This window comes from Mycobacterium sp. IS-1742 (assembly GCF_001500125.1).
In the GTDB taxonomy this organism is placed as follows: domain Bacteria; phylum Actinomycetota; class Actinomycetes; order Mycobacteriales; family Mycobacteriaceae; genus Mycobacterium.
Genome location: NZ_LQIV01000023.1, coordinates 92,964 through 117,735 on the forward strand (window position 1 = coordinate 92,964; position 24,772 = coordinate 117,735).

At 67.0% G+C, this 24,772-nt stretch carries 26 protein-coding genes; 16 read left to right on the plus strand and 10 right to left on the minus strand.

All coding sequences use genetic code 11. The features are described from left to right. Nucleotides 1–26: 26 nt before the first annotated feature. The gene (locus AU196_RS14980; protein WP_059095865.1) at nucleotides 27–944 is read right to left on the minus strand and encodes a LysR family transcriptional regulator; all 918 of its coding nucleotides are present in this window, start codon (nucleotides 942–944) and stop codon (nucleotides 27–29) included. Between the two features lie 121 nt (nucleotides 945–1,065). On the opposite strand from AU196_RS14980, the gene AU196_RS14985 reads away from it, so the two are divergent. From AU196_RS14985 to AU196_RS15000, 4 genes are read left to right on the plus strand one after another with little or no spacing between them, the layout of a single operon-like run. After that, the gene (locus tag AU196_RS14985) at nucleotides 1,066–2,364 is read left to right on the plus strand and encodes an aromatic ring-hydroxylating oxygenase subunit alpha (protein ID WP_059095866.1); all 1,299 of its coding nucleotides are present in this window, start codon (nucleotides 1,066–1,068) and stop codon (nucleotides 2,362–2,364) included. After that, nucleotides 2,361–2,684: a hypothetical protein gene (locus AU196_RS14990; protein ID WP_059095867.1), complete on the plus strand. Its 324-nt coding sequence runs from the start codon at nucleotides 2,361–2,363 to the stop codon at nucleotides 2,682–2,684. The genes AU196_RS14985 and AU196_RS14990 overlap by 4 nt, the downstream gene beginning before the upstream one ends. A 5-nt stretch (nucleotides 2,685–2,689) precedes the next feature. Beyond that, nucleotides 2,690–3,520, plus strand: coding sequence for a TauD/TfdA dioxygenase family protein (locus AU196_RS14995; RefSeq protein WP_059095868.1), 831 nt, complete (start codon nucleotides 2,690–2,692; stop codon nucleotides 3,518–3,520). Further along, a complete protein-coding gene (locus tag AU196_RS15000) occupies nucleotides 3,517–4,371 on the plus strand; it encodes a TIGR03619 family F420-dependent LLM class oxidoreductase (RefSeq protein ID WP_059095869.1) in 855 nt (284 codons plus the stop codon). Before AU196_RS14995 ends, AU196_RS15000 begins: the two co-directional genes overlap by 4 nt. Here the strand turns inward: AU196_RS15000 and AU196_RS15005 are convergent. Genes AU196_RS15005 through AU196_RS15015 form a run of 3 tightly spaced genes read right to left on the minus strand, consistent with a single transcriptional unit; the run spans nucleotide 4,364 to nucleotide 7,009 of the window. Continuing rightward, nucleotides 4,364–5,323 carry a TIGR03564 family F420-dependent LLM class oxidoreductase gene (locus AU196_RS15005; protein WP_059095870.1) on the minus strand — a complete coding sequence of 320 codons (960 nt, stop codon included), beginning with the start codon at nucleotides 5,321–5,323 and terminating at the stop codon, nucleotides 4,364–4,366. The genes AU196_RS15000 and AU196_RS15005 overlap by 8 nt on opposite strands. 12 nt (nucleotides 5,324–5,335) lie before the next feature. Next, nucleotides 5,336–6,079 (minus strand): hypothetical protein, encoded by a 744-nt coding sequence (locus AU196_RS15010; RefSeq protein WP_059095871.1) that lies wholly within the window; start codon nucleotides 6,077–6,079, stop codon nucleotides 5,336–5,338. 9 nt (nucleotides 6,080–6,088) lie between these two features. Beyond that, the gene (locus AU196_RS15015) at nucleotides 6,089–7,009 is read right to left on the minus strand and encodes an NAD-dependent epimerase/dehydratase family protein (RefSeq protein ID WP_059095872.1); all 921 of its coding nucleotides are present in this window, start codon (nucleotides 7,007–7,009) and stop codon (nucleotides 6,089–6,091) included. Between the two features lie 114 nt (nucleotides 7,010–7,123). Here AU196_RS15015 and AU196_RS15020 point away from each other — a divergent pair, with 114 nt between their 5' ends. After that, the gene (locus AU196_RS15020) at nucleotides 7,124–7,873 is read left to right on the plus strand and encodes an alpha/beta fold hydrolase (protein ID WP_059096088.1); all 750 of its coding nucleotides are present in this window, start codon (nucleotides 7,124–7,126) and stop codon (nucleotides 7,871–7,873) included. Nucleotides 7,874–7,885: 12 nt separating this feature from the next. Here AU196_RS15020 and AU196_RS15025 read toward each other — a convergent pair whose 3' ends face one another. From AU196_RS15025 to AU196_RS15035, 3 genes are read right to left on the minus strand one after another with little or no spacing between them, the layout of a single operon-like run. Further along, nucleotides 7,886–9,598: a nitric oxide reductase activation protein NorD gene (locus AU196_RS15025; protein WP_059095873.1), complete on the minus strand. Its 1,713-nt coding sequence runs from the start codon at nucleotides 9,596–9,598 to the stop codon at nucleotides 7,886–7,888. Continuing rightward, nucleotides 9,595–10,413 carry a CbbQ/NirQ/NorQ/GpvN family protein gene (locus AU196_RS15030; RefSeq protein WP_059095874.1) on the minus strand — a complete coding sequence of 273 codons (819 nt, stop codon included), beginning with the start codon at nucleotides 10,411–10,413 and terminating at the stop codon, nucleotides 9,595–9,597. The genes AU196_RS15025 and AU196_RS15030 overlap by 4 nt, the downstream gene beginning before the upstream one ends. Next, on the minus strand, nucleotides 10,414–11,574 hold the full coding sequence (locus AU196_RS15035; protein ID WP_059095875.1) for a spirocyclase AveC family protein: 1,161 nt from the start codon (nucleotides 11,572–11,574) through the stop codon (nucleotides 10,414–10,416). A gap of 134 nt (nucleotides 11,575–11,708) precedes the next feature. Between AU196_RS15035 and AU196_RS15040 the strand changes: the two genes are divergently transcribed. Next, entirely contained in the window at nucleotides 11,709–12,311 is a 603-nt protein-coding gene (locus tag AU196_RS15040) for a TetR/AcrR family transcriptional regulator (RefSeq protein ID WP_059095876.1), read from the plus strand. A 4-nt stretch (nucleotides 12,312–12,315) separates the two neighbouring features. Here the strand turns inward: AU196_RS15040 and AU196_RS15045 are convergent, their stop codons facing one another. Further along, entirely contained in the window at nucleotides 12,316–13,479 is a 1,164-nt protein-coding gene (locus AU196_RS15045; RefSeq protein WP_059095877.1) for a spirocyclase AveC family protein, read from the minus strand. Between the two features lie 107 nt (nucleotides 13,480–13,586). Between AU196_RS15045 and AU196_RS15050 the strand changes: the two genes are divergently transcribed. Both AU196_RS15050 and AU196_RS15055 read left to right on the plus strand, forming a co-directional pair. Further along, on the plus strand, nucleotides 13,587–14,195 hold the full coding sequence (locus AU196_RS15050; RefSeq protein ID WP_059095878.1) for a TetR/AcrR family transcriptional regulator: 609 nt from the start codon (nucleotides 13,587–13,589) through the stop codon (nucleotides 14,193–14,195). Between the two features lie 25 nt (nucleotides 14,196–14,220). Continuing rightward, nucleotides 14,221–15,423 carry a cytochrome P450 gene (locus tag AU196_RS15055; protein WP_059095879.1) on the plus strand — a complete coding sequence of 401 codons (1,203 nt, stop codon included), beginning with the start codon at nucleotides 14,221–14,223 and terminating at the stop codon, nucleotides 15,421–15,423. Here the strand turns inward: AU196_RS15055 and AU196_RS15060 are convergent. Together AU196_RS15060 and AU196_RS15065 are read right to left on the minus strand one after the other, a co-directional pair. After that, nucleotides 15,420–16,193: an emopamil-binding protein gene (locus tag AU196_RS15060; protein WP_059095880.1), complete on the minus strand. Its 774-nt coding sequence runs from the start codon at nucleotides 16,191–16,193 to the stop codon at nucleotides 15,420–15,422. The two genes, AU196_RS15055 and AU196_RS15060, sit on opposite strands and share 4 nt — an antisense overlap. Nucleotides 16,194–16,197: 4 nt before the next feature. Continuing rightward, nucleotides 16,198–17,679, minus strand: a complete 1,482-nt coding sequence (locus tag AU196_RS15065) for an aldehyde dehydrogenase (protein WP_059095881.1) — start codon at nucleotides 17,677–17,679, stop codon at nucleotides 16,198–16,200. A 148-nt stretch (nucleotides 17,680–17,827) separates the two neighbouring features. On the opposite strand from AU196_RS15065, the gene AU196_RS15070 reads away from it, so the two are divergent. From AU196_RS15070 to AU196_RS15105, 8 genes are all read left to right on the plus strand, one after another. After that, nucleotides 17,828–19,105, plus strand: coding sequence for an aromatic ring-hydroxylating oxygenase subunit alpha (locus tag AU196_RS15070; RefSeq protein ID WP_059095882.1), 1,278 nt, complete (start codon nucleotides 17,828–17,830; stop codon nucleotides 19,103–19,105). Continuing rightward, on the plus strand, nucleotides 19,102–19,455 hold the full coding sequence (locus AU196_RS15075; RefSeq protein ID WP_059095883.1) for a hypothetical protein: 354 nt from the start codon (nucleotides 19,102–19,104) through the stop codon (nucleotides 19,453–19,455). The genes AU196_RS15070 and AU196_RS15075 overlap by 4 nt, the downstream gene beginning before the upstream one ends. Further along, nucleotides 19,452–20,726, plus strand: a complete 1,275-nt coding sequence (locus AU196_RS15080; protein ID WP_059095884.1) for a metal-dependent hydrolase family protein — start codon at nucleotides 19,452–19,454, stop codon at nucleotides 20,724–20,726. Before AU196_RS15075 ends, AU196_RS15080 begins: the two co-directional genes overlap by 4 nt. Nucleotides 20,727–20,736: 10 nt before the next feature. Beyond that, nucleotides 20,737–21,213, plus strand: coding sequence for a MarR family winged helix-turn-helix transcriptional regulator (locus tag AU196_RS15085; RefSeq protein ID WP_059095885.1), 477 nt, complete (start codon nucleotides 20,737–20,739; stop codon nucleotides 21,211–21,213). Nucleotides 21,214–21,335: 122 nt separating this feature from the next. Beyond that, on the plus strand, nucleotides 21,336–22,355 hold the full coding sequence (locus AU196_RS15090) for a ferredoxin--NADP reductase (RefSeq protein WP_059096089.1): 1,020 nt from the start codon (nucleotides 21,336–21,338) through the stop codon (nucleotides 22,353–22,355). A 28-nt stretch (nucleotides 22,356–22,383) separates the two neighbouring features. Next, entirely contained in the window at nucleotides 22,384–23,127 is a 744-nt protein-coding gene (locus AU196_RS15095) for an SDR family NAD(P)-dependent oxidoreductase (protein WP_059095886.1), read from the plus strand. Between the two features lie 37 nt (nucleotides 23,128–23,164). Next, on the plus strand, nucleotides 23,165–24,436 hold the full coding sequence (locus AU196_RS15100; protein WP_059095887.1) for an aromatic ring-hydroxylating oxygenase subunit alpha: 1,272 nt from the start codon (nucleotides 23,165–23,167) through the stop codon (nucleotides 24,434–24,436). A gap of 2 nt (nucleotides 24,437–24,438) precedes the next feature. Beyond that, nucleotides 24,439–24,768, plus strand: a complete 330-nt coding sequence (locus AU196_RS15105; RefSeq protein ID WP_059095888.1) for a hypothetical protein — start codon at nucleotides 24,439–24,441, stop codon at nucleotides 24,766–24,768. Nucleotides 24,769–24,772 lie beyond the last annotated feature (4 nt).

The following is a 24,772-nucleotide window of genomic DNA, read 5'->3' on the forward strand; positions in this document are numbered from 1 at the left end:
CATGCACAGTGCTGACGCTTGTCAAACTAAGCGCGGGCCGAGTTCTCCGCGATGATCGCGCACGCGGTGTCGTAGAACGCCGAGATCAGCGTGGAGAACGAGAGCTCGAAGGGGTAGATCATGTGGACGTCGAGACCGTCCAGGCGCCACTGCGGCAGCACCGGCACGATGGTGCCTTCGCGTAACTCCGTGGTGCAGATGATCTGCGTCGGCATGGCGCCGATCCCCAGCCCCTGCAGGATGTACTGCTTGCAGACCTGGAAGTTGTTGGCGCGGGCCCGCACCGACGGCGTCACCTGGTGTCGACGCCTGTTGCGCGTCAGTGCGACCGGACGCGTACCCCCGAACCCGAAATCGATGAAGGGCAGCTCACTCAACTGCGCGGGGTCGGTGATCGGCTCGGGTAGCAGGCGGACGAAATCGGCCGACGCGCAGAGGAACAACTCCAAGGCGAACACCTTCCGGGCGATCAGCGTGGAGTCCTGCAACGGACCGGTTCCGAACACCACGTCGAAGCCGTCTCTGATCGGATCGACGGTGCGATCGACCAACCGGATGTCGAGCCGCGAGTGGGGGTACTGAGCGAGGAAGGCGCTGCCGACGCGGGAGGCGTAGTCGATTCCGAGGAAGACGGGAAGGGCGACCCGCAGTTCACCCTGCGGCTCCTGTCTGCTGCCCTCGACGAGCGCGCGCACGCCGTTGGCCTCGGCCAGAATGTTCGCCGCGTGGCTGTAGACCTTCTCGCCCAGGTCGGTGACGGTCAGCTGGTGAGTGTTCTTGCGCAGCAGTTTGATTCCGAGGTCGGACTCGAGTTTGGTCAGCTTGCGGCTGACGGTCGACTTGGGCATGCCCAGCAGCGCCGCCGCCTTCGACAGGCTGCGGTTCTCGACCACCTTGCCGAACACCAGCAACGCGTCGACGTCGAAAGGAAGGTTCTGTTCCATGGTGCTGTGGCCCCGAGTTCGTCGTCCTGTTCGGTGTTCCAAATATGCAACAGGGTGTTGCACTTTTTGGTCTGTTTGGACGGATCGAGGGGCTGTTAGTTTCGGCGCGGAGGAGGGCCTCATGAGTCACGACAGCCTGGTGACCAAACCCGCGAGCGGACACTGGACCGACGCGTATCCCGAACTCGGCAGGGGACCGGTCTCGCTGGAGGACTGCGTCTCGACGGAGTTCTACGAGAAGGAACGCGAGCACGTGTTCAGGAAGACGTGGCTCTACGTCGGCCGGGTCGAGCGGGTGCCGAAGTCGGGTAGTTATTTCACCCGGGAACTGACATTCCTCAACACCTCGATCATCGTCGTGCGCGGTAAGGACGGCGTGATCCGCGCGATGCACAACATCTGCCCGCACCGTGGCAACAAGATGCTGTGGGAGGACGACCCATTCCGGGAGGTGTCGGGACGCGCGCCGCTGCTGTACTGCCGGTTCCACGGTTGGCGCTACAAACTCGACGGCTCGCTGCACTCGCCGACGCGCAGGGATCTGCTCCTCGACTTCGACGCCGACAGCTGCCGGGTGCCCGCGATCCAGTGCGAGATCTGGGAAGGCTTCATCTTCGTCAACCTGAACCCGGACAACACCGAGTCGGTGCGCGACTACCTCGGCGAACTCGCCCACGATCTGGAGGGTTATCCCTTCGCCGGTCCCCATCAGGTCTACCGGTTCACGGCCGAACTGCAGTGCAACTGGAAGATCTTCCTCGACGGTTTCGCCGAGAGCTACCACGGTCCCTACCTGCACGCATCGTCGTTCGGCGCCGTCACCGCCGAGGCCAGAGAGGCCTTCGACCAGCCGAATCCGTTCACCGACGCGCTGGGCTATCAGCTCAAGGGTCCGCACCGGATGTTCTCGTTCGCCGGTGAGCCGTCGCGAAAGACGCCGTACTCCAAACCGATCGAATGCGTGATGGAGGCCAGTGCGGCGGGTCCGTGGAACAAGAAGCATGATCGTGGGCCGATGCCACGGGGTATCAATCCGACCCGGGCGGACAAGTACGGTTTCGACTCGTACCAGTTCTTCCCGAACTTCGTGCTGATCTTCGGGGCGTCCGGATTCACCGTGCACACCCACTGGCCCACCGGACCGCACTCACACATCTTCGAGACCGAGGCGTACTACCAGCCGCCCACCACGCACCGCGAACGCCTGGGCCAGGAGCTGACCATGACGTTCCTCAACGACATCATCCTGGAGGACGCCAGCCCGTCCGAGGGTCTGCAGGCGATGCTCAACAGCGGTGTGCTGACCCATTTTCCGATGAACGACGAGGAGATCCTGCTGCGGCACCTGCACAAGGTCGTGGGCGACTACGTGAGCCGGGGAGTGGGACGGGGCGAGCAAGCGGAGGCCGCGAAAGCATGAGTCACGCACTGCCGCCGGAATTCTCGCATCTGGAGCACCTGGTCGACGAGTGGGCGATCGAGGACGGGCACCAGCGCTACGTCAAACGGGTGAACTCCACGATGGACCAGATCCGCGCGTTCTACGACGAGGTCTTCCCGTGTGCCGAGGAAGCCGTCGCCTACATCGACACGTTCGACTACGCCGAACCGCTGCCCGACGACGTCGCGAACCTGCGCAACCTCCTCTACTCGCTGATCACCGTCTCACTCGCGGTGGAACTGTGGAAGCAACCGAGGGTCAAGCATTCGGCCGACACCATCCTGACGAGAGTGAGCTGAGCGTCGTGAGCCTGACATCCGCCCGACTCGAGGTCGTCGACGTCGCACCCCGGATCGGCAGCGAGATCAGGACCGACCTCGACACCCTGCTCAGCGGTCGGGAAGCCGCGCGCATCCGCGCCGTGCTGGAGCAGCGCGGTGTGGTGTTCGTCCGCGGGCTGCACATCACCGACGAGCAGCAGGTGGCCATCGCCGAGACCCTCGGGCGTCTGGTGGCCAACGAGGGCGACAGCGGCATCTACAAGATCTCCCTCGACAAGAACGTCAACCAGAAGGCCGACTATCTCAAGGGGTCGATGTTCTGGCACTTCGACGGTTCGCTGCAGCCCTACCCGAATTTGGCGACACTGCTGCGCGCGGTGAGGCTCTCCGACACCGGGGGAGAGACCGAATTCTGCAACACCTACGCGGCATACGACGATCTGCCGCAGTCCGACAAGGACCTCATCGCGGACCTCCGCGTGGTGCACAGCGCCGAACGGTCGCAGTACTACGTCCGTCCCGAGATGAGCTACGAAGAACTCACCTTCTGGCAGAAGTCGCCGACCAAGACATGCCCGATCGTGTGGACGCACCGGTCCGGCCGTAAGTCGCTGCTGCTCGGCGCCACCGCCGACTACGTGGTCGGGATGCCGGTGGAGGAGAGCCGGGCCCTGCTCACCCGGTTGCGCGACTGGTCGACGCAGCCGCAGTACGTCTACCGCCACGTATGGCAGCCCGGTGATCTGCTGGTCTGGGACAACACCGGCACCATGCACCGCGTGCTGCCGTACGCCGAGGACAGCGGCCGGCTGATGCACCGCACGATACTGGCGGGCGAAGAGCCGCTGCAGTGAGATTCGGCATCGCGACGCCCGTCGTCACCAACGTCGCCGGCGCGGCGCTCACGTGGGAGAAGAACGCAGGCGTCGAGGACATCGGTCGCGTCGCCGAGGTGGCCGAGCGCCTGGGCTATGACCACCTCACCTGCAGCGAGCACATCGGCATTCCGTCGAGGGAGGCCCCAAGGCGGGGTGCGCGGTACTGGGACCCCCTCGCCACCCTGGGTTACGTGGCCGCGCGCACTCGGCGGATCCGCCTGGCCACGATGACGCTGGTGCTCGGTTACCACCATCCGCTCGAGATCGTGAAGCGTTACGGCACCCTGGACCACGTCAGCGGTGGCCGGGTCGTCCTCGGCGTCGGTGTCGGCTCCCTCAAGGAGGAGTTCGACCTCATCGGCGCGCCGTTCGAGGACCGCGGCCCACGCGGCGACGACGCGCTGCGGGCGCTGCGCGCCGCCCTGTTCGACACCGAGCCCGTCTACGAGGGCGAGTACTACTCGTTCGGCGGCCTCACCGTCGACCCGTGCGCCCTGCAGCCGCACATGCCGATCTGGGTCGGCGGCCGGACGCAACGGTCGCTGCGGCGCGCGCTGGCGTTGGCCGACGGCTGGTGCCCGTTCGGCATATCGGTGGCCACGGCAGGTGAGTGGCTGCGCTCCCGCGAGGTGCCCGATGACTTCGAGGTCGTGCTGCCCGCCGACGAACCGCTCGATCCGGTGGGGGATCCGAGTGCCACCGAGGCGGCGCTGCATCGCCTGGCTGCGGCCGGGACGACGATCGTGTCGGCGCGCTTCGTCCACCATTCGCTCGAGCACTACCTCGAGCAACTCCACGCGCTCGTCGAACTGTCCGGCGTCAGCTGAACTCCCCACACAGCGATGCCACGAATTCCTGTGTGCGGCGCCGTGACTCGCGCCGGGCCGCCGGGTCGTCCCCGAGTGGGATGACGCGCGCGGCCAGGTCGGTGACACCGGCGTCGCGGTAGCGCCGGAGCCGGGCCGACACGGTGGCCTCGTCCCCGGCGGCCATGGTGTCGCCGACGTCGTCGGCATCGCCGTGCTCGAGCAGCCGAAGGTAGTTCGGCGACAGTTCCGCGTGGCCGAGCACCTCGCCGGCGTAGGCGCGGGCGTCGTCGACCTCGCGTGGTGAGCACAGGGCCACGGGGACCCCCGCCACGATGCGTGGCGCCGGCCGGCCCGCGGCGCTCGCGGCGTCGGTGAGTCGGGGAGCGATATGGCCCTCGATCGCCCGTTCGTCGGCCATCCACAAGATGGTGCCGCCGGCCCGCTCACCGGCCAGTCGCAGCATCACCGGACCGAGCGCGGCGAGCAGGACCGGCACCTCGTAGGAGTCGGTGACGTCGATCGCTCCGTGCACGCGGTAGCTGTCGTTGTCCACGTCGACGGCACCGGGACCGGACAGCGACGCGCCGAGCACGGCGAGGTAGTCCTGTACCAGGCGGGCCGGTCGGTCGTAGGGCAGGCCGAGTTGTCCGGAGATGATCCAGTCGTGAGAAGCCCCGACACCTAGGGTGAATCGTCCGTCGCAGGCCACCTGGGTCGTCGCCGCCTGCTGCGCCATGATCAGCGGGTGGCGCGTCTGGATGGGCACGACGGCGGTGCCGATCTCGATGCGCTCGGTGACGCGGCCCAGCAGCGCGACCGCGGTCATGGCGTCGAGGTAGCCGGGCACCTGGGGGAACCAGAACGAGGCGAAACCCTGCTCCTCGGCGGCCCGGCCGTCGTCGAGCAACCCGCTCAACCGGTCCGCGCGCGGGCGCTCCCGGTCGGAGCCCACCATCAATCCGACGCGCATCACATGCTCCGATCACGGCACATAGCGGTCCCACTCATGGGGTACGACGGGGTGGAACGGTGCGGCGAACAGCGGGGTGACGCCCCGGTCGGTCCACCGCTTCTCCAGCACCGGCAGCAGCCGGCCGGCGGCGTCGACGGGATCGGTGTCGAGGAAGCAGTACGAGATCGTCTGTCCCGCAGGCGCACTCGCCAGGCGGGCGTCGACCGGCAACGACGTCGCCGTCCACACGCCGGCGACGCCGTCGACATCGAGCAGATCCGCCGCGTCCGCCGTGCCGGTCTCGAGGAGCAGGTACACCCCCCGAACCGGCCACCACGGTAGGACGTCGGCGCCGATCTTGATCCGTGGCGCCGCCCGCCTGTCCGTGACGTCGTACACGCCCCGTTCGACGGGCGGCAGCAGCGGCAGTTTGCGGCCCGCGTCGCCGAGCGCCTTGGACAGGGCGAGGAACGGTTCCATCCCGCCGGGGTCGGTGAAGAAGTACGTCATGACGTGGTCGATGGCGTCGTAGGGGCCTTCGCTCACTGCGCGGGCAAACCGGCACGCCGGCGTGGACACCAGCCGCAGCGAGGCGCGCACGGCCGAGAGGCGGTGTTGTTCGGGCCGGTGGTCGAGGGTGTGCCAGCGTAGATAGTCGGCGTCGGCGCCGTCGGGATGGCGCGTGGCCATCGACACGAACAGTGTGCCGACGTCGCCCCGGCCCTCGGCGAGGACGGCGGCCACCTCGTCGGACGGTGTTCCCGGTAGTTGCACGGCGGCCTCTCAGGCGGTGGTCGGATCATGTTCGGCCAATAAAATTTCGGGGTGCCGGGCGGCGATCATGCGCCGCATCCCCTCGCGCCACGGCACCGTGGTGCGGCCGAGCACCCGGTGCATGTGGGTGACATCGGGCCACAAGGGGGTGTGTGCCGCGGGCGTGTAGTCGAAGACCGGTTCGACGCCCACCAGTTCACCCATGTACGTGCAGTAGTCCTCGACGCTCACGGTTTCGCTGCCCGCCCAGTTCACCACCACCGGGGGTGTGTCGGCGACCTCCAGCGCGCGGATACCCAGCGCGACGTAGTCGTCCTCGTAGATCGGGTTGTAGTTGTTCGGCTTGTCGGGGTGCAGCCGAATGGGCCTGCCGGCCAACATCATCTCGAGCCGGTCGGCGGGCGCTCCACCCTCGGGGCCGTACGTCGAGCAGATGCGGATGATCGTCAGCGGCGTCCCGTGGTGCGTGGCGACCCACGTGCACACCGCTTCCGCCGCGATCTTCGAGAAGCTGTAGTTGGCGCGCAGCGGCACCCCGGGCGGATCCGACTCCGTCAGCGGCCGCCGCCCCTGGTAGCCGTAGATCGAGCCGGTCGAGCACAACACGAAACCCTTGGCCGTGCGGCAGTGATGGAGCAGATCGCCGGACTTCTGCGCGTTGGCGTCGACGCACCGGGTCCAGTCGCCTTCGCCGGCGTCGACCGCTGCGTGGAAGACATAGTCGAAGTCGTCGGGCAGGGCCGAGAAGTCGCCGGTGCCGATATCGAGCGCGACGGGGGTGATGCCGGCGGCCGCCAGGCGGTCGCGACCGGCGGGGTCGCGGAGTCGCGCCGCGCCCCAGACCTCGTTGCGCTGCGCGAGCGCGCGGGCGATCGGAAAGGCGATCTTCCCGGTGGCGCCGGTGATGAGGATCTTCTGGCCGGTGAGCATCCCATCAGTCATAGCGCACCGTGCCGTAAATGTTAAGTACTTGATACCTGACGCGCGGCGTGGGTCGCTGAAAGGCGGTGTGCCACGCGGCCCGCTCGTGACAGGATGGCGGCTGTGACTGTGGTTCTGGTGCACGGGAATCCGGAGACGGACGCGGTCTGGGGCCCGCTCGTCGACGCACTCGGGCGGACGGATGTGGTGCGGTTGTCGCCGCCGGGGTTCGGCGCTCCGCTGCCCGACGGCTTCCCGGCGACCTTCCTCGCGTACCGCGATTGGCTTGTCGGCGAGTTGCAGGGCATCGGTGAACCCGTCGACCTCGTCGGACACGACTGGGGTGGAGGGCACGTGATCAACGCGGTGATGCATCGTCCCGAGCTCGTGCGGAGCTGGGCCAGCGACGTCGTCGGCCTGTTCGACCGCGACTACGTGTGGCACGACATGGCCCAGGGTTTTCAATCTCCGGAGACCGGTGAGCAGCTGGTCGCGATGATGCAGGACGGGTCGGCACAGGAGCGTGCGGACCAGCTGGTCGCGTTCGGCGTTCCCGCTGACGTGGCAGCGTCCTTCGCCGCGGCGCAGGGGCCGGAGATGGGTCGGGCGATCCTGGCGCTGTACCGCTCCGCGCGCCAACCGGCTCTGGCCGACGCGGGTCGGGCACTCGAGAACGCCGCCGCCCGGCCCGGTCTGTCGCTGTCGGCCACCGAGGACCCGTTCGTCGGCACCGAGGAGATGCGGCGCCGGGCCGCAGAGCGGGCCGGCGCCCGGACCGAGGTGCTCGACGGGCTGGGGCACTGGTGGATGGTGGAGAATCCGGCCGTCGGCGCCGCGGCGCTCGCCCGGTTCTGGGAATCGCTCGACGAGTGACGGCCCGGGGCGTCACACCCGCGCGGGTTTGGGCGCCGCGAGTTCGGCCAGAGCGGACATGAACAACTCGTCCATCTGTGGGCTCAGCTCGGACAGTTCCGCGGCGCTGGCGAAGCTGGCCGAGCCGAAGACGCGTTCGAGCACATCGGTTTCCGTGGCTGCGCCGATGGACAGGCACAGGCAGGCGACGCCCTCGGCGCGGAGCTCTTCGAGCGCCTTGTGTGCGTCGGCTTCCGCGTAGCGGCCTTCGTACCCGTCGTCGTAGGGAAAGCCGTCCGAGAGGACGAGCAGGAGCCGATTCGGCGTACCGGACTGGTTCTTGAGGACGTCGCCCGCACCGCGGATACCCGCGCCGAGCCGGGTGTAGCTCGCCGGCTCGAGCTGTTTGAGCCGCGCGCGCCCGACGGCGCCGAAGGTCTGGTCGAACGTCTTGATCGCGGGCAGGTGCACGGCATGACGGCCCTGCGATCGAAACGCGTAGACGGCGACGCGGTCGCCGAGCTCTTCGAGCGTGACGGCCAGGGTGGCGGCCGCGCGTCGTTGATGGTCGTGCACGGCAAGCCCTTCCGAATCGGCGTCGACCGCGGACCCGGAGGCGTCGATCAGGATGAGCACGCCGAGATTGCGGGCGAGTTTGCGGCGCTCCAGGTAGACGTGTTCGGCTCCGGAGAACCCGGATTGCAGATCGACGAACAGGTCGATGAGCGCCTCGATGTCGAGATCGTCGCCGTCGGCCCGGCCGCGCAGGACTCTCGGGCCCAGACCCACCCGGGCCAGGCGGCGCCGCAGCACGTCGTCGTGGGCGACCCCGGCGTCGGAGACATCGGCGGCAACGGTCAGGGGGAAGTCGATCACCCGGCACCAGTCCGGCTTGTACCGGTTGTTGAAGACGTCCCACTCCGGATACAGCGCGCCGCCCACCCCTAGGGCGGCTCCGGGCTTGCCGTCATCGGTGAAGTGGATCCGGGTGGGCAGGGGGCGGGCGTTCGATCCGCTTCCGCGCACTCGCCGGATGGAGCGAACCGTCATCTCGCTGCCCGCGGCCCCCTCGCTCTCGGATCGCCTCCCGCCGAACATCTTCCGTATGTGGTCCGACAGCGACTGATTGTTGAAGAGCGGACTCTCGAACAGTTTGAGGATCTTGCTGTCGTTCGTTTCGCCGCCGTCGTCGTCCTCGTCCTCGTCGCCCTCCTCCGCTTCGGGCATGTCGATGGGGTCGAACCGGAGTTCGAGGTCTTTGTTCGTGGCCTGCGCGCCCGGTCCGGCCGGGGCGGCCACCAACCGGGAGGGTTTGATGACACCAAACCACTCGGGCGGGTCGGCGACCGCGGTTCGGCTCCTGGCCACCTCGAGTGACTCGTCGGCGGTCGCCGTGCAGGGCCGCCCGTCCCCGAGGAGCGCGGAATCGAGTGGGATCCGGTGGGCGAGTTGGTCGAGCGCCCGGCGACCCTCGAGCGCCAGGTAGCGGCGTGCCGACGTCGCACGTGCCCGCAGACCCTTCACCAGTCGGGGATCGAGGCTGCCTGCGCCCAGAAGGGCGGCCTGGACCAGCATCTCGCGGCGCTGCTCCTCGACGGAACCACCCGCCGAGACGAAGATGAACTGTCCGTCGGTGTGGGCCGGCTGGCCTGCCGGCGCCTCGGTCACCTCGACGGACCTGCCGGCGATGTAGGTGGCGAGGAACCGGAAACGATCAGGGTCGCGGGCGGGCGAGTCGTCGGTCACGTCTGGGGCAGAACGGTGTTGACGAGTTCGTCGAGGGCACGGATCACATCGGCGTCGTCGGAGAGCACCTGGACCACTGCCGCATGGACGGCGCTGCGCAGGTTCAGGCCTTCGGCTGCCAAGCCGCCGGCCAGAATGAGCATGCGCGTGGAGGACACTTCGCGCAACGGTGACCCGTCCAGGTTCCGGATGGCGTACGCGAGCCTGACCAACGCGCGTGCGGTGTGCGTGTCGATGCCTGCTTCGTAGGCGACCACCTCGGTCTCGACCTCGGGGGACGGGTAACCGAGTTCGATGGCGACGAAGCGCTGACGGGTCGATTCCTTGAGGTTCTTCAGAACGCTCTGGTAGCCGGGGTTGTAGGAGATCACCAGCTGGAAACCGGGTGCCGCGCGCAGCGTCGTACCGAGCCGGTCGACGGGCAGTTCGCGGCGATGGTCGGCGAGGGGGTGGATGACCACGGTGGTGTCCTGGCGGGCCTCCACCACCTCGTCCAGGTAGAAGATCGCGCCCTCGCGCACCGCGCGGGTCAGCGGTCCGTCCACCCACACGGTCTCGCCACCCTTGAGCAGGAAGCGACCGACGAGGTCCGCCGACGTCATGTCCTCGTGGCCGGCGACGGTGATCAGCTCCCGACCCAACTGGTGGGCCATCGCCTCGACGAAACGTGTTTTCCCGCAACCTGTCGGGCCCTTCAGCAGAACCGGCAGGCCCCGGCGGGCCGCTGCCCGGAAGACCTCCACCTCGTCGCGCACCGCACGGTAGAAGGGCGCGTTCGGTATGGGCGTGGCCACGCCGGCAGTACTGTTGCGCATCTACTCTCCTCGTTCGATCGGAACGTTCCGGGGAAGCGTCACGCCCTCGGGCAGGACGAGCTCGCCGTCGTGGTTGATATAGCCGGAGTTGGTCAGCGGCATCGGTAGCGCGGGGTCCGGGCACGGTCGATCGGTGTCTTCTCCGCAGATGCCCATCAGGAAGTACGAGCGCTTCAGGATGTCCTCCGGCCACGGATCCTGGTGCATGGCGAAGAACTGCGCCGGGATGTTGTAGAACACGAAGAAGAACGCGCTGCACGCGGCGAAGATCGCCAGGAATCGGGTGAGCTGCTGTGTGACCACACCGCCTCGGACCTGGTCGAGCCCCCGCTCGACGAACGTCCGGCCACGGTCGTCGGTGAAGTAGCGCAGGCAGCACAGGCCGGCCTGGACACCACCCCACATGAGGCCTTCGTATAGCGGCCACTGGTAGTAGGTACCGGCGTTCACCGACAACGCCTGGATGGCGCCAGGATAGGTGAACAGCCCCATAGGCATGAGGAACAGGCCCTCGATGACGAAGTCGAAGAAGAAGGTCCAGACGATCACCACGCCGATGAGGCCGAAGGTGTTGATGTTGGGGAACCGCTTCTTGGCCAGGCGCATGACCGCGCAGCCGAGCATGGTGCACAGCAGAACGAAGAAGTAGCCCGGAGCGTTCATCAGGACCGGCTCGGCCATCATGGCGCCGGGTTCCCCGTATGACACCCACCCCGGGATGTCCTGGACCCACGAGCCCATGTTCCACATCCAGGTGTTGTAGGTACTCCACGTACTGAAGTAGTTCAGCAGCGGATCCTGGAACCACAGCAGGCCGCAGGACACGAAGAGCATGCCGTCGAGAGTGATTCGCCGCTCCCGGTGCCACGGCCGGATGAGGAACCACCAGATGGCGACCGGCATCCCGATGACGATCACGGCGGTCCAGGTGAAAAGGATCGCCTTCATGAAGGTCGGTGGGTCGGTCGGCCCCGCGGGAACCCGCTCGAAGTGGGGTCCGGTGATCCACTTGCCCCACACGAACAGCTGGAAGGCGAGGATCACACCGCCGACCGCGGCCCAGACCCGCACCGGGGTGATCCTCTTCTGCGGCTGCGTGCCGATCGACGCGCTGCTCAACGGTTCGGTGAGCACCGGCTTCTTGTTGGTCAGATCGCTCACGACTCTGTCTCCTCCGCACTTGTCGATCGCATGGACCTCAGAGCTCCTCCCCGAAGTGGCCGATCCGTCGAAAATATACCAATGGGTATCTGGATGACCAGCAGTCCGAAAAATATCTGTGGCAAAATCGCCGCATGGTCGAACCGTGGACGCGTGAGCGACGCCTCGAGCGCACACGCTCGCTGCTCCTGGATGCCGCAGAGGAGGTCTTCGCCGAACGGGGTTTCATCGCAGCCACTCTCGACGACATCGCGAAGGCGGCCGGATATTCGAAGGGTGCGATCTACAAGTACTTCGCGACCAAGGAGGAGCTGTTCCTGGCCGCAAGTGACCGGTACTGGCGTCGGTACTTCGACAATTTCGCCGAGGTCATGTCCTCGTCGGACCACATCGGGGCACGCGAGCTCGAGAACATCGGTGAGCGGTGGCGCCAGTTGAGTCGTGACCGCGGCGCCGAACACTCGGCCCTGGGTCTGGAGTTCAATCTCTACCTGTTGCGTAACCCGGAGGCGCAGAAACGCGGGGCGGCCAAGCGATCAGAGGTCGTCGACCAACTCGCGAAGTACATCGTCGAGGGGATCGAGAGTCTCGGCGCGACGCTGTTGATTCCCGCAACGACGTTCGCCCACATCATCATCGCCACGACCGACGCCGTCGAACTGGGCAGTCACCTCAACGACGTCGATCTCTACCAACCGATCGTCGAGATGTATGTGTCGGCCGTGAAGATGCCGTGACACCTCACCGGCCGGTTATGACGGGGACGACCGGTGGCACCTCGACACCCTCGGGGAGGACGAGTTCGCCGTCGTGGTTGATGTAGCCGGAGTGCTTGGTCGGAAGCGGTAGCTCAGGATTGGGGCACGGCCGGTCTGTCCCCTCGCCGCAGATGCCGGGGTTGAAGTACGAGCGCTTCTGCACGTCCTCCGGCCACGGATCGCCGTGCATCCCGAGCCAGGTCGCGGGGACGTTGTAGAAGAGGAAGAAGCACGCGCTGACACCGCCGAAGATCGCCAGGAATCGGATGAACTGTTGTTTGACGATGCCGCCGCGGATGCTGTCCAACCCACGTTCGACCACGGTGCGTCCCCGGTCATCGGTGAAGAAGCGCAGGCAGCACAGCGACGCCTGGACACCGCCCCACATGAAGCCCTCGTAGATCGGGTACTGATAGTAGGTGCCGGCGTTGATCGACAGTTCCTGGATGGCGCCGGGGTAGGAGTAGAAACCGATCGGCAGGAGGATGAGTCCCTCCATGACGAAGTCGAACCCGATGGCGATCGCGTAGGTGGTCAGGATCAGCCGCAGATTGCTGATTGCCGGCCAACGGTTCTTGATCTTGCGCATGATCGCGCATCCGACGATGGTGAGCAGCAGTACGCCGTACATGTAGCCGGGGATGTTGGTCAGCAGCGGTTCGGGCACGGTATGGCCCGGTTCCTCGTGTGCCACCCAGCCCGGGATGTGCGGCGCCCACGAGCCCCGGTTCCACAGCCAGGCGTTGTACGTACACCAGGTGCTGTAGTAGTTGAGCATCGGATCCTGGAACATCATCAGGCCCATCGACACGAGCAGCATGCCGTCGAGCGTGATGCGTCTGTCCCGCACCCAGGGCCGAATGAGGAAGAACCACAACGCGACCGGCAGGCCGATCCAGAGGACGACGGCGTTGGCGATCAACGGGATCTTCATGTAGAGCGGTGGCTCGCTCGGGCCTCCCGCCACCGGCTCGAAATAGGGGCCGGTGATCCACCGGACGGCCAGATACAGTGTCAGCGCCAGGAATACGGCACCGACGGTCGCCCAGATCTTCACCGCATACGACGACCGCGGGGGGACCGTCCCCAGGGCCGCGATGCCGCTCACCGATTCGGTGACGGCGGGCTTGTTCGCCGATCCGCTCACGCACGCCTCCTGAAAGTCCGCATCGAAGCACCCATCTCGTCAGAAGATACCAGTGAGTATCTGAACATCCAACAGGTTTCTCAGATCCTTGTGGCACACTCGGTGGCATGGTCGAGCGGTGGACGCGGGAACGACGTCTCGAGCACACACGCTCGCTGCTGCTCGATGCGGCGGAAGATGTCTTTGCTGAAAAGGGGTTCGCCCCGGCCACTCTCGATGACATCGCGCACGCGGCGGGCTACACGAAAGGCGCCATCTACAAGCACTTCGCGACCAAGGAGGACCTCTTCCTGGCCGTGAGCGACCGATACTGGCGCCGCTACTTCGACAACTTCGCCGAGGTGATGTCCTCAGCGGAGCAGGTCGGATCGCGCGAACTCGATGACATCGCGGCGCGATGGCGGCAACTGAGCCGCGACCGCGGCGCCGAGCACGCCGCGTTGGGCCATGAGTTCGCGCTCTACCTGCTTCGCAATCCGGAGGCCCGCGAGCGGGTGGCCGCGAAACGGGCCGAGGTGGTCGAGGCGCTCGCGAGGTTCATCGTCGAGGGCATCGACAGGCTCGGCGGAACCCTGCTGATCCCGCCGTTGACCTTGGCTCAGGTGCTGGTCGCGACCAGCGATTCCGTCGTGCTGGGCAGCGAACTCGACGATGTCGACCTCTACCGGCCGGTCATCGAGATGTACCTGTCGGCGATCAAACTGCCCGACAACTAGAGCGAACACTGCGAAGGGAACATCCGTGACCACTGCCGCGGCCGAGGACATCTACTACGACCCGTGGAACGTCGAGCTGAACGCCGACCCGTATCCGATGTTCGGCCGGATCCGCGAGCAGGCGCCGCTCTACTACAACGCCGACCACGACTTCTACGCGCTGAGCCGATTCGACGACGTGAATCGTGCGCTCGTCGACCATCAGACCTTCAGTTCCGCGCGCGGTGCGGTGCTCGAGATCATCCAGTCCGGTATGGAGATCCCACCCGGCACACTGGTTTTCGAGGACCCGCCCCTGCACGACATCCACCGCAATCTGCTGTCCCGGGCGTTCACACCACGCAAGATCAACGCGCTCGAGCCGAAGATCCGGGAGCTCACCGCACGCTGTCTGGACCCGCTCGTCGGCGGCGACCACTTCGACTTCGTCACGCACCTGGGCTCGGTCATGCCGATGCGTGTGGTCGGCATGTTGTTCGGGATTCCCGAGGACTACCAGAAACTCGTCGCCGAGGACGGCGACAAACACGTTCGTGTCGAGCGCGGCCGATCGATGACGGACAATCCCGACGGCGCCATCACCGACGGGGAGGTGTTCGCGGACTTCATCGACTGGCGACGCGAGAACCCCGCCGACGATCTGACCACCGAACTGCTGACCGCGGAGTTCGAGGACGAAACCGGCACCGTGCGCACGCTCCACCGCGATGAACTGCTGATGTTCATGAACGTCGTCGCGGTCGCCGGCGCAGAGACCACGACGCGCCTGATCGGCTGGTCGGGGAAGTTGTTGTCCGACCATCCCGACCAACGGAGACGACTGGCGGTCGACCGCGCGCTGCTCCCTGGGGCGATCGAGGAGATCCTGCGCTACGAACCGCCGGCGCTACAGGCGGCGCGTTATGTGACCCGCGCCGTCGACTACCACGGGCACACGGTGCCCGCGGGCTCGGCGATGTTGATGCTCATCGGTGCGGCCAACCGTGATCCCCGTCGTTTCGGCGAAACCGCGGAAAGCTTCGACATCACCCGTCCCGTCCGCCAGCACTTGACGTTCGGTGTCGGCGCCCACTACTGCCTGGGCAATGCGCTGGCGCGGCTCGAGGGTCGCATCGCCCTGGAGGAGATCTTGAATCGCTTCCCGGACTGGGAGGTCGACATCGACAACGCCGTGATGTCACCGGCATCAGCGGTGCGGGGCTGGGACAGTATGCCGGCCCGTCTCTAGCCCGCTGCGGCCGCGGCACCCGCTCGTCGAGTGAGATGGTCGATCTGCAGATGGATCGCGTAGAGGACCAGGGGCGGCAGCACGATGAACGGGACATTCTCGGCGACGAACTTGAACCACAGGCCGTACGCCCCCTGACCGATGTCCTCGAACCCCGCACCCACTTCGGAGAGGAAATACACGGCGGTGCTGCTCATCAGCACCGCACACCCGGCGAAAGCGCCCCAGAGGCAACGGATTCGGGACTCGTCCGGCAGGCTCGGGTCGATCAGCTTGAACCACAGCGCGAAGACGACCACACCCGTGGTCACCCCGACCACCTCCAGCCCGAACATCCACGGGTTGCCGCTGACGTAGCGGGTGTCGGCGAGTGCGTACTGCCACCACAGCCACTTCCAGCCGGGGTCCGTCGTGGGCGTCCACCACCCGAGCGGGTGGCCGATCAGGAACATCAGTTCGTAGCCGATCTGGCTGAACGCGGTGAACGGGATGTAGAACAGCGTCAACTCGGCCGCCTTGTCGAGCCGGGTCCGGGTCTCCCCGGGCGCATCCCACAGGATGACGAGCGGTACCAGCAGCACCGGCACGCCGAAAAGCAGGTTGGCGATGACATCCGAGGTGAGAGACGGCGCGATCAGCCCGAATTGGACGCCGATCGTCATGCCCACGAAGACCGCACCCGTCAGCAGCCCGACAGCGAGGTAGATCCGGCCCCGGCGGCGTGCGACCGGCCGGGCGAGATTCGGCTCCCGCGTGTGCAGTGTGGTCATCGCGTCATGCTCCCTTGCCCGCGGCCGCGGTGGCCGGATCCTGGGTTGCCGCCACCGAGACCGACTTGGTGTCGGTGTAGCCGTCCAGCCCTTCGCGGCCGAGTTCACGTCCGTAACCGCTGGCCTTCACGCCCCCGAAGGGGCCGTACGGGTCCATCGTGTACCCCTGGTTGACGCCGAACGTTCCGGTGCGCACCGCGCCCGCCACGGCGAGCCCGCGGTCGGTGTCGGCGGTGAAGACCGAACCGGCCAGTCCGTAGTCCGAGTCGTTCGCGATGGCGACCGCGTCGTCGACAGCGGCGTAGGGGATGACCGTCAGCACCGGGCCGAAGATCTCCTCGCGGGCGATGGTCATGGAGTTGTCGGCCCGGTCGAACAGCGTCGGCTTGACGTACCAGCCGCGGTCCAGCCCTTCGGGCATCCCGGGCCCGCCGATCACCGAGCGTGCGCCGTCGCGCAGACCCTGCTCGATGTATCCGGTGACCCGCTGCTGCTGTCGCTGCGCGACCAGCGGACCGACCTGCGTGGCGCCGTCGGTGGGGTCGCCGACGACGAGCCCGGCGAGCTCGGCCGCCAAGGCGTCGGTGAACTCCGCAGCGCGGCTGGCCGGAACCAGGATGCGGGTGAGCGCATTGCAGATCTGACCGCTGTTGGACAGGCTGGCAGACCGGATGCCGGCGGCGACGGTGCCGGGATCGGCGTCGTCGAGCACGATCGCGGCCGATTTGCCCCCGAGTTCGAGGCTGACCCGCTTGAGGCCGGGTGCGCAGGCGGTGGCGACCGCCCTGCCCGCGGCCGTCGACCCGGTGAACGACACCTTGTCCACGCCGGGATGGCGCACCAGGTGTTCGCCCACGGCGCCGTCACCGGGCAGCACGCTGACCAGACCGGGCGGCAGGTCGGACGCGGCGATGATCTCGGCGAGCAACAGCGCGTTCAGCGGTGACTCGGGCGCGGGTTTGACCACCACGCTGCACCCCGCCAGCAGCGCGGGGATCAGCTTCGTGACGATGAGGAACTGCGGCATGTTCCACGGCAGGACCGCGGCGACCACCCCGACCGGTTCACGCCGGACGAAGAGGTCGGCGCCGTAGCGGCCGGACCGGCGCTCCTGCCATGGATAGTCCTGCGCCACATCGCAGAACGCGGTGATCATCGACCACGGCAACGCGACCTGCGCCCGCTGCGCGAAGCCGGTCGGGGCGCCGATCTCGGCGGTGATCAACTCGGCCATCTCGCCGCGGCGCCGGTCGTACTGCTCGGCGAGCCGGCGCACCGTGTCGATGCGTTCGGCCGGTGGGGTGGTACGCCACGGCCCGTTGTCGAACGCCTCGCGCGCGGCCTCGACCGCCCGGTCCACATCGGCGGGGGCCGCGCCGGCCACCCGCGCCACCGGGGCCTCGGTGTGCGGGGAGATCACCTCGATCTGCCGGTCGGTGCTCGGAGCGCACCAGGCGCCACCGATGAACAACTCCTCACCACGCACGCTCAACCGCCTCAGCCTCTCCTCGCGCCCTTGTATCAACTACTTGCGATTGCCCAGTGGAGCATATACCGTCGGGTGTGCAGGCCCTGAGCGGAATGCCGAAAAGGCAGCTGTGCGTAGCTGTTTGCCGCAGGACAGGAGACGACACATGGCCCGGTTCCCCAAACCGCCGGAGGGCAGTTGGACCCAGCACTATCCGGAGCTCGGGACGGGGCCGGTGTCCTACGAGGATTCGATCGACCCCGCGTTCTACGAGATCGAGCGCAAAGCCGTGTTCAAGCGTGCGTGGCTCAACGTCGGGCGGGTCGAACAGGTGCCCCGCAAGGGCAGCTACTTCACCAAGGAGCTCAAGGTCGCCAACACCTCGATCATCTTGGTGCGCACGGGCAGTGGCGAGGTGAAGGCATACCACAACATCTGCAGGCACCGCGGGAACAAGCTGGTGTGGAACGACATGCCGCTGGAGGAGACGAGCGGCGTCTGCAGGCAGTTCACCTGCAAGTACCACGCCTGGCGCTACGACCTCGACGGCAACCTCACGTTCGTGCAGCAGGAGAGCGAGTTCTTCGATCTCGACAAGAGCCGCTACGGGCTGGTCCCGGTCCACTGCGACGTGTGGGAGGGCTTCATCTTCGTCAACTTCGCCGACGAACCCGAGCAGACACTGCGCGACTTCCTCGGGCCGATGATCACCGACCTCGAGGGCTATCCGTTCGACCGGATGACCTCGCGCTTTCACTATCGCTCGGAGGTCAAGGCGAACTGGAAGCTGTACATGGACGCGTTCCAGGAGTTCTACCACGCGCCCGTCCTGCACGCGAACCAGTCGCCGACCGCCTATTCGAAGGCCGCGGCCGAGGCCGGGTTCGAGGCTCCGCACTACCGTATCGAGGGGCCGCACCGGCTGGTGAGCACATCGGGCGTGCGGGCCTGGGAGATGGCCGACGAGATGCGCAAGCCGATCGAGGACATCTGCCAGAGCGGGCTGTTCGGGCCCTGGGACAAACCGGATCTCGGGGAGATGCCCCCAGGCCTCAACCCGGCGAAATGTGAGCCGTGGGGCCTGGATTCGTTCCAGCTGTTCCCCAATTTCGTCATCCTGTTCTGGGGGCAGGGCTGGTACCTGACCTACCATTACTGGCCGACGTCGCACAACACCCACATCTTCGAGGGCACGGTCTACTTCCCCACGCCGCGCACCCCCCGCGAACGCATCGCCCAGGAACTGGCCGCGGTGTCGTTCAAGGAGTACGGCCTGCAGGACGCCAACACCCTCGAGGCCACCCAGACAATGATCGAGTCTCGCGTCCTCGAGGACTTCGTGCTCTGCGACCAGGAGGTGCTGATCCGTCACCTGCACAAGGAGACCGCGGCCTGGGTCGAGGACTACCGGCGCAAGACCCAGCACGTCGGGCAGGGGGTGTGACCGTGTCCGAAACGGCGACGACGACCGCGAAGCTCCCGCCCGAGTTCGCCGATCTCGAGCAGTTCTCCGACTGGTGTCTGGGCAGCGAGGCCGAACGCTACGCCAAGCGGCTGGGCAGCACGATGGGCGAGATCCAGGCGTTCTACGACGCGATCACCGCACGGGCCGAAGAGGCGATCTCCTACTGCGACAAGTTCCCCCTCGACGACATGCCCGACGACGTCCTGAACCTGATGCATCTGCTCTACTCGATGATCCAGGCGTCGTTCCCCGTCGAGTGCTGGAAGCAGCCCAAGGTGCCCGACTCGGGCGCGACCACACTCGACTGCGACGCCGAGCCCTTTCCGTGAGCCGCCCGGCGACCGGCCCGACGGTTCTCAAGGCGGCACGCTGGGCCGACGTCGAGGCCGGCGTGGTGCGGACCCCGGCCGTCGTGGTGATCGACGGCAATCGGATCCGATCCGTCGATCCCGCTGAGCCACCGCCGGACTCGGCGCAGGAGATCGATCTCGGCGACGTGACGCTGCTGCCCGGCCTGATGGACATGGAACTCAACCTGCTCATCGGCGGGCCCGGCGGGCCGGAGGGCCTGCCCAGCCCCATGCACGGTGTCCAGGACGATCCGGCCTATCGCACGCTGCGCGGGGCGGTCAACGCCCGCAGCACACTCGACGCCGGCTTCACCACCGTGCGCAACCTCGGTCTGATGGTCAAGACCGGTGGATACCTGCTGGACGTGGCGCTGCAGCGCGCCATCGACCAGGGTTGGCACGCGGGGCCGCGGATCCACCCCGCCGGCCATGCGGTGACCCCGTACGGCGGTCACCTGGATCCGACGGTGTTCCAGCGCCTCGCGCCGGGGATCATGCCGCTCTCGGTCGCCGAGGGGATCGCCAACGGCGTCGACGACGTGCGGACCTGCGTGCGGTACCAGATCCGTCACGGCGCCAAACTGATCAAGGTGTCGGCCTCGGGCGGGGTGATGTCGCACAGCACCGCGCCGGGCGCGCAGCAGTATTCGGACGACGAGTTCGCCGCAATCGCCGACGAGGCCCACCGGGCGGGGGTGCGGGTGGCCGCACACGCGGTGGGGGACAGCGCGATCCGGGCGTGCATCCGCGCCGGGATCGACTGCATCGAACACGGTTTCCTCGCCACCGATGACACCATCCAGATGATGGTCGACCACGGCACGTTCCTGGTCTCGACCACCTATCTCACCGAGGCGATGGCCGTCGACCGCATCGCACCGGAACTGCGCCGCAAAGCCGAAGAGGTCTTCCCGCGGGCGCAGGCCATGCTGCCCAAGGCGATCGCCGCGGGAGTGCGGATCGCCTGCGGCACCGACGCCCCGGCGATCCCGCACGGGCAGAACGCCAAGGAACTGTGCGCGCTGGTGGCACGCGGTATGACACCGATGCAGGCGCTGCGCGCGGCGACGATCACCTCGGCGGAGCTGATCGAGGTGGACGGCGAACTGGGCCGGCTCGCCCCCGGTTACCTGGCCGACATCATCGCGGTGCCCGGCGATCCGTCCGTCGACATCGCGACCACACTCGACGTGCGGTTCGTGATGAAGGACGGCGTCGTCCACAAGCACGACACGGGCGAGACGGGTTAACGTCGGTCCCGTGAACGCGCGTCAGCCGAGCGGCCTCGAACTCACCGACAACATCCTGTGGTTGCTCAAGCAGGCGTTCTACTTCTCGCTGACCACGGTGAACGAGGCAGTCAGCGAGCACGGTGTGAGCACTGCGCAGATCGGTGTGATGCGGCAGCTCTGGAACGAACCCGGGCTGTCCGGCGCCGAACTCGCGCGCCGGCTGCTGATCACGCCGCAGGGTGTGCAGCTCGCCGTCAAGGCGCTGGAGCAACGGGGCTTCGTGGAGCGCAGACCCGACCCGCAACACGCGCGAATTCTCAAGGCCTACCTGACCCCCGAGGGCCGCAAGGTCGCCGCCGCCGTCGTCAGTGACGCGATCGCCGCCCACGAGGCGGTGTTCGGTGTGCTCAGTCCGGAGGAACAACAGACGCTGCGCGATCTGCTGGCCCGGGTGGTCGTGAAGGGGACCGGGCACACGCTGGCCGACGACCACGTCGGCGACTGACGTCAGCGCTGCGTACGGGGGACAAACGGCGCATCGGCTAATCGCAGCGCCCGCCGATGATTTCGATGTCGCGGCGCTGTCCTCTTGATGTGAATCACAAGTACTTGATACTGTGGTCGGCGATGACAGAATCAGCCGCCGATTTCTCGCCGCTGCGCGTCAAGCGGGTCGTGCGTGAGACCGCCGACGCGGTATCGCTCGTGCTCGACGTTCCCCGCCACTGCTCCGGCCGGTTCCGCTATCAGGCGGGCCAGTTCCTGACGTTGCGGGTCACCGTCGACGGTCAGGACCTGCGTCGCTGCTACTCGATGTCGTCGGCGCCGGTCGAGGACGAACTCCGGATCACCGTCAAACGCGACCCGGGCGGCCTGGTGTCCAACTGGCTCAACGACACCGCGTGCGAGGGAGTCGAGATCCACGCCGCACCGCCGGACGGCCGGTTCCTGCTGCGCGACACCGGCGGGGAGATCGTCGCCTTCGCCGGCGGCAGCGGGATCACGCCGATCATGTCGCTGGTCCGCACGGCCCTGGCCACCTCGACCCGGCCGGTCCGGCTCTTCTACGCCAACCGCAGCCGTGACTCGGTCATCTTCGCCGACGCCCTGGCGCGCCTGGTCGAGCAGTACGCCGACCGGCTCACCATCACGCACCATTTCGACGATGCGGGCGGTGTCGTCACCGCGGGGGCGGTCGAATCCTTCGTCGCCGGCGCGCGCGACGCGGACCACTACATCTGCGGGCCGGGGCCGTTCATGGACACCGTGGAGGCGGCCGTGCTCGCCGCGGGAACCCCGCGCGACCGGGTGCACCTCGAGCGGTTCACCGTCACGCCGGTGCCCGCCGACGCGCTCGACGACACGCGGACCGTCACCGAAGAGGTCGTCATCGAATTGGACCGCAAGACCACGACAGTGCCCTACCGGTCCGGCAACACCCTGCTGCAGACGGCGCGCACGGCCGGTCTGCGCGCACCGTCGTCCTGCGAAACCGGTTCCTGCGGAACGTGTATGGCGCAGGTGGTGGCCGGCAGCGCGCGGATGCTCAACAACGATGCGCTCGACGAGGACGAGGTGGCCGAGGGCTGGGTGCTGACCTGCCAGTCCCTGCCCACCAGCCCGACCGTCCACGTGGTCTACGAGTAGGAGCGAAAACAGTGACAGGACACAGTCGATGAGCCGGGTCGCGGTGGTGACCGGCGGCGCGTCCGGGATGGGCGAGTCGACCTGTCATGAACTGGGCAGGCGGGGTCACCGCGTCGCGGTGCTCGACCTCGACGGCGATGCGGCGCAACGCGTCGCCGAGGACCTGCGCGCCGAGGGGGTGACCGCGCTGGGGGTCGCGGCCGACGTCGGCAACCGCGCGGCGGTGGAGGAGGCCTTCGCCAAGGTCCGCACCGAACTGGGTCCGGTGCACATCCTGGTCACCAGTGCGGGGGTGGTCGACTGGTCACCGTTCACCGAGATCACCATCGAGGCCTGGCAGCGGCTCGTCGACGTCAACCTCACCGGGACCTTCCACTGCTGCCAGGTCGCCGTGCCGGACATGCTGGACGCGAGTTGGGGCCGGATCGTGATGATCTCCTCCTCGAGCGCCCAGCGCGGCTCGCCGAAGATGGCCCACTACGCCGCCTCCAAAGGCGCGTTGATCTCGCTGACGAAGTCGCTTGCACGCGAATACGGGCCGAACGGCATCACGGTCAACAACATTCCGCCGTCGGCCATCGAGACGCCGATGCAGCACGCCGGCCAGGCCGCCGGACATCTGCCCTCCAACGAGCAGATGGCGGCAAGCGTTCCGCTCGGACATCTCGGCACCGGCGAGGACATCGCGGCCGCGGTCGGCTTCCTGTGTTCGGAGGAGGCGGGATTCATCACCGGGCAGGTGCTCGGTGTCAATGGCGGATCAGTGCTCTGAATGGCACACAACGGATTTCGACGACAGGGAGGTTCGCATGGGACGCTGGCCCAAACCGCCGGAGGGCAGCTGGACGGAGCACTATCCGGAACTCGGCACCGGTCCGGTCTCGTTCCGCGACTCCATCTCCCCGGAGTTCTACGAACTCGAGCGCGAGGCGGTGTTCAAGCGCGCCTGGCTCAACGTCGCCCGGGTCGAGGAGCTGCCGCGGGTCGGCAGTTACCTCACCAAGCAGATCGACGTCGCAGGTGTCTCGGTGATCGTGGTGAAAGGCCGCGACGAGACCATCCGGGCCTTCTACAACATCTGCCGTCATCGTGGGAACAAGCTGGTGTGGAACGACTTCCCGGGTGAAGAGGTCAAGGGCACCTGCCGGCAGTTCACGTGCAAGTACCACGGTTGGCGCTACGGCCTCGACGGTGAGCTGAAGTTCGTCCAACAGCCCGGCGAGTTCTTCGACCTCGACACCGCGAAGTTGGGGCTCGCGCCGGTGCAGTGCGACGTGTGGAACGGGTTCATCTTCATCAACCTGGACCCGAAGCCGCGGTGGAGCCTGCGCGAGTTCCTCGGGCCGATGATCACCGCGCTCGACGACTACCCGTTCCACCTGATGACCGAACGCTATGAATTCGAGGCGCAGAACAACAGCAACTGGAAGATCTTCGCCGACGCCTTCCAGGAGTACTACCACGTGCCGTCGCTGCACTCCCAGCAGGTGCCCAGCGCGGTGCGGCAGCCGAACGCCACGTTCGAGTGCGGGCATTTCCAGATCGACGGCCCGCACCGCCTGGTGTCCACCGCGGGCACCCGGCGGTGGCTGCTCGACCCCGAGTTCATGTACCCCGTCGAACGGATCACACGCAGCGGGTTGGTGGGGCCGTGGCGCACGCCCGAGACCCACCAGTCGGCCGGTTTGAACCCGGGCGGGATCGAACCGTGGGGGATCACCAACTTCCAGATCTTCCCGAATCTGGAGATCCTCATCTATCACGGCTGGTATCTGCTCTACCGCTACTGGCCGACCTCGCACAACACCCACAAGTTCGAGGCCTACAACGCTTTTCACCCGGCGCGCACGGTGCGTGAGCGCATCGAACACGAGGTCGCCTCGGTGGTGCTCAAGGAGTTCGCCCTGCAGGACGCCGGCATGCTCGGTGGCACGCAGGCCGCGTTGGAGTACGGCCTGGGCGATCCGATAGTCGACGACTATCCGCTCAGCGACCAGGAGATCCTCGTGCGGCATCTGCACAAGGTGTCCGTCGACTGGGTCGAGGCGTACAAGGCTGAACGCGCACCGGTGGGGGTGTGACCATGAGCCGTCTCCCCAGTGCCTTCGCCGAATTCGAGATGTTCGCCGAGAAGTGGTGTCTGCCCACCGAAGCCGAGCGTTGGGAAACCCGGCTCGCCACTCCGATGCCCGAGATCCGCGAGTTCTACGACGCGTTCACCCCTCGCTTCGAGGAGGCGATCGACTACTGCGACAAGTTCCCGCTCGACGACGTGCCCGACGACGCGCTGAACCTGTTGCACCTCATCTACTCGATGATCATGGTCTCGATGGCCGTGGAGGTCTTCGGGACGCAGAAACCCACCGACTCCGCCGACGCGGTCATGCACCGCGTCAGCGCGCCGGTGCCATGACAAC

What these genes read in the sequence shown, in the direction of transcription:
- AU196_RS15095 (WP_059095886.1), top strand. Translation starts at nt 22,384, where the DNA reads ATGAGCCGGGTCGCGGTGGTGACCGGCGGCGCGTCCGGGATGGGCGAG.
- AU196_RS15030 (WP_059095874.1), bottom strand. Translation starts at nt 10,413, where the DNA reads ATGCGCAACAGTACTGCCGGCGTGGCCACGCCCATACCGAACGCGCCC.
- AU196_RS15060 (WP_059095880.1), bottom strand. Translation starts at nt 16,193, where the DNA reads ATGACCACACTGCACACGCGGGAGCCGAATCTCGCCCGGCCGGTCGCA.
- AU196_RS15050 (WP_059095878.1), top strand. Translation starts at nt 13,587, where the DNA reads ATGGTCGAGCGGTGGACGCGGGAACGACGTCTCGAGCACACACGCTCG.
- AU196_RS15015 (WP_059095872.1), bottom strand. Translation starts at nt 7,009, where the DNA reads ATGCTCACCGGCCAGAAGATCCTCATCACCGGCGCCACCGGGAAGATC.
- AU196_RS14990 (WP_059095867.1), top strand. Translation starts at nt 2,361, where the DNA reads ATGAGTCACGCACTGCCGCCGGAATTCTCGCATCTGGAGCACCTGGTC.
- AU196_RS15100 (WP_059095887.1), top strand. Translation starts at nt 23,165, where the DNA reads ATGGGACGCTGGCCCAAACCGCCGGAGGGCAGCTGGACGGAGCACTAT.
- AU196_RS15105 (WP_059095888.1), top strand. Translation starts at nt 24,439, where the DNA reads ATGAGCCGTCTCCCCAGTGCCTTCGCCGAATTCGAGATGTTCGCCGAG.
- AU196_RS15090 (WP_059096089.1), top strand. Translation starts at nt 21,336, where the DNA reads ATGACAGAATCAGCCGCCGATTTCTCGCCGCTGCGCGTCAAGCGGGTC.
- AU196_RS14985 (WP_059095866.1), top strand. Translation starts at nt 1,066, where the DNA reads ATGAGTCACGACAGCCTGGTGACCAAACCCGCGAGCGGACACTGGACC.
- AU196_RS15040 (WP_059095876.1), top strand. Translation starts at nt 11,709, where the DNA reads ATGGTCGAACCGTGGACGCGTGAGCGACGCCTCGAGCGCACACGCTCG.
- AU196_RS15070 (WP_059095882.1), top strand. Translation starts at nt 17,828, where the DNA reads ATGGCCCGGTTCCCCAAACCGCCGGAGGGCAGTTGGACCCAGCACTAT.
- AU196_RS15005 (WP_059095870.1), bottom strand. Translation starts at nt 5,323, where the DNA reads ATGCGCGTCGGATTGATGGTGGGCTCCGACCGGGAGCGCCCGCGCGCG.
- AU196_RS14980 (WP_059095865.1), bottom strand. Translation starts at nt 944, where the DNA reads ATGGAACAGAACCTTCCTTTCGACGTCGACGCGTTGCTGGTGTTCGGC.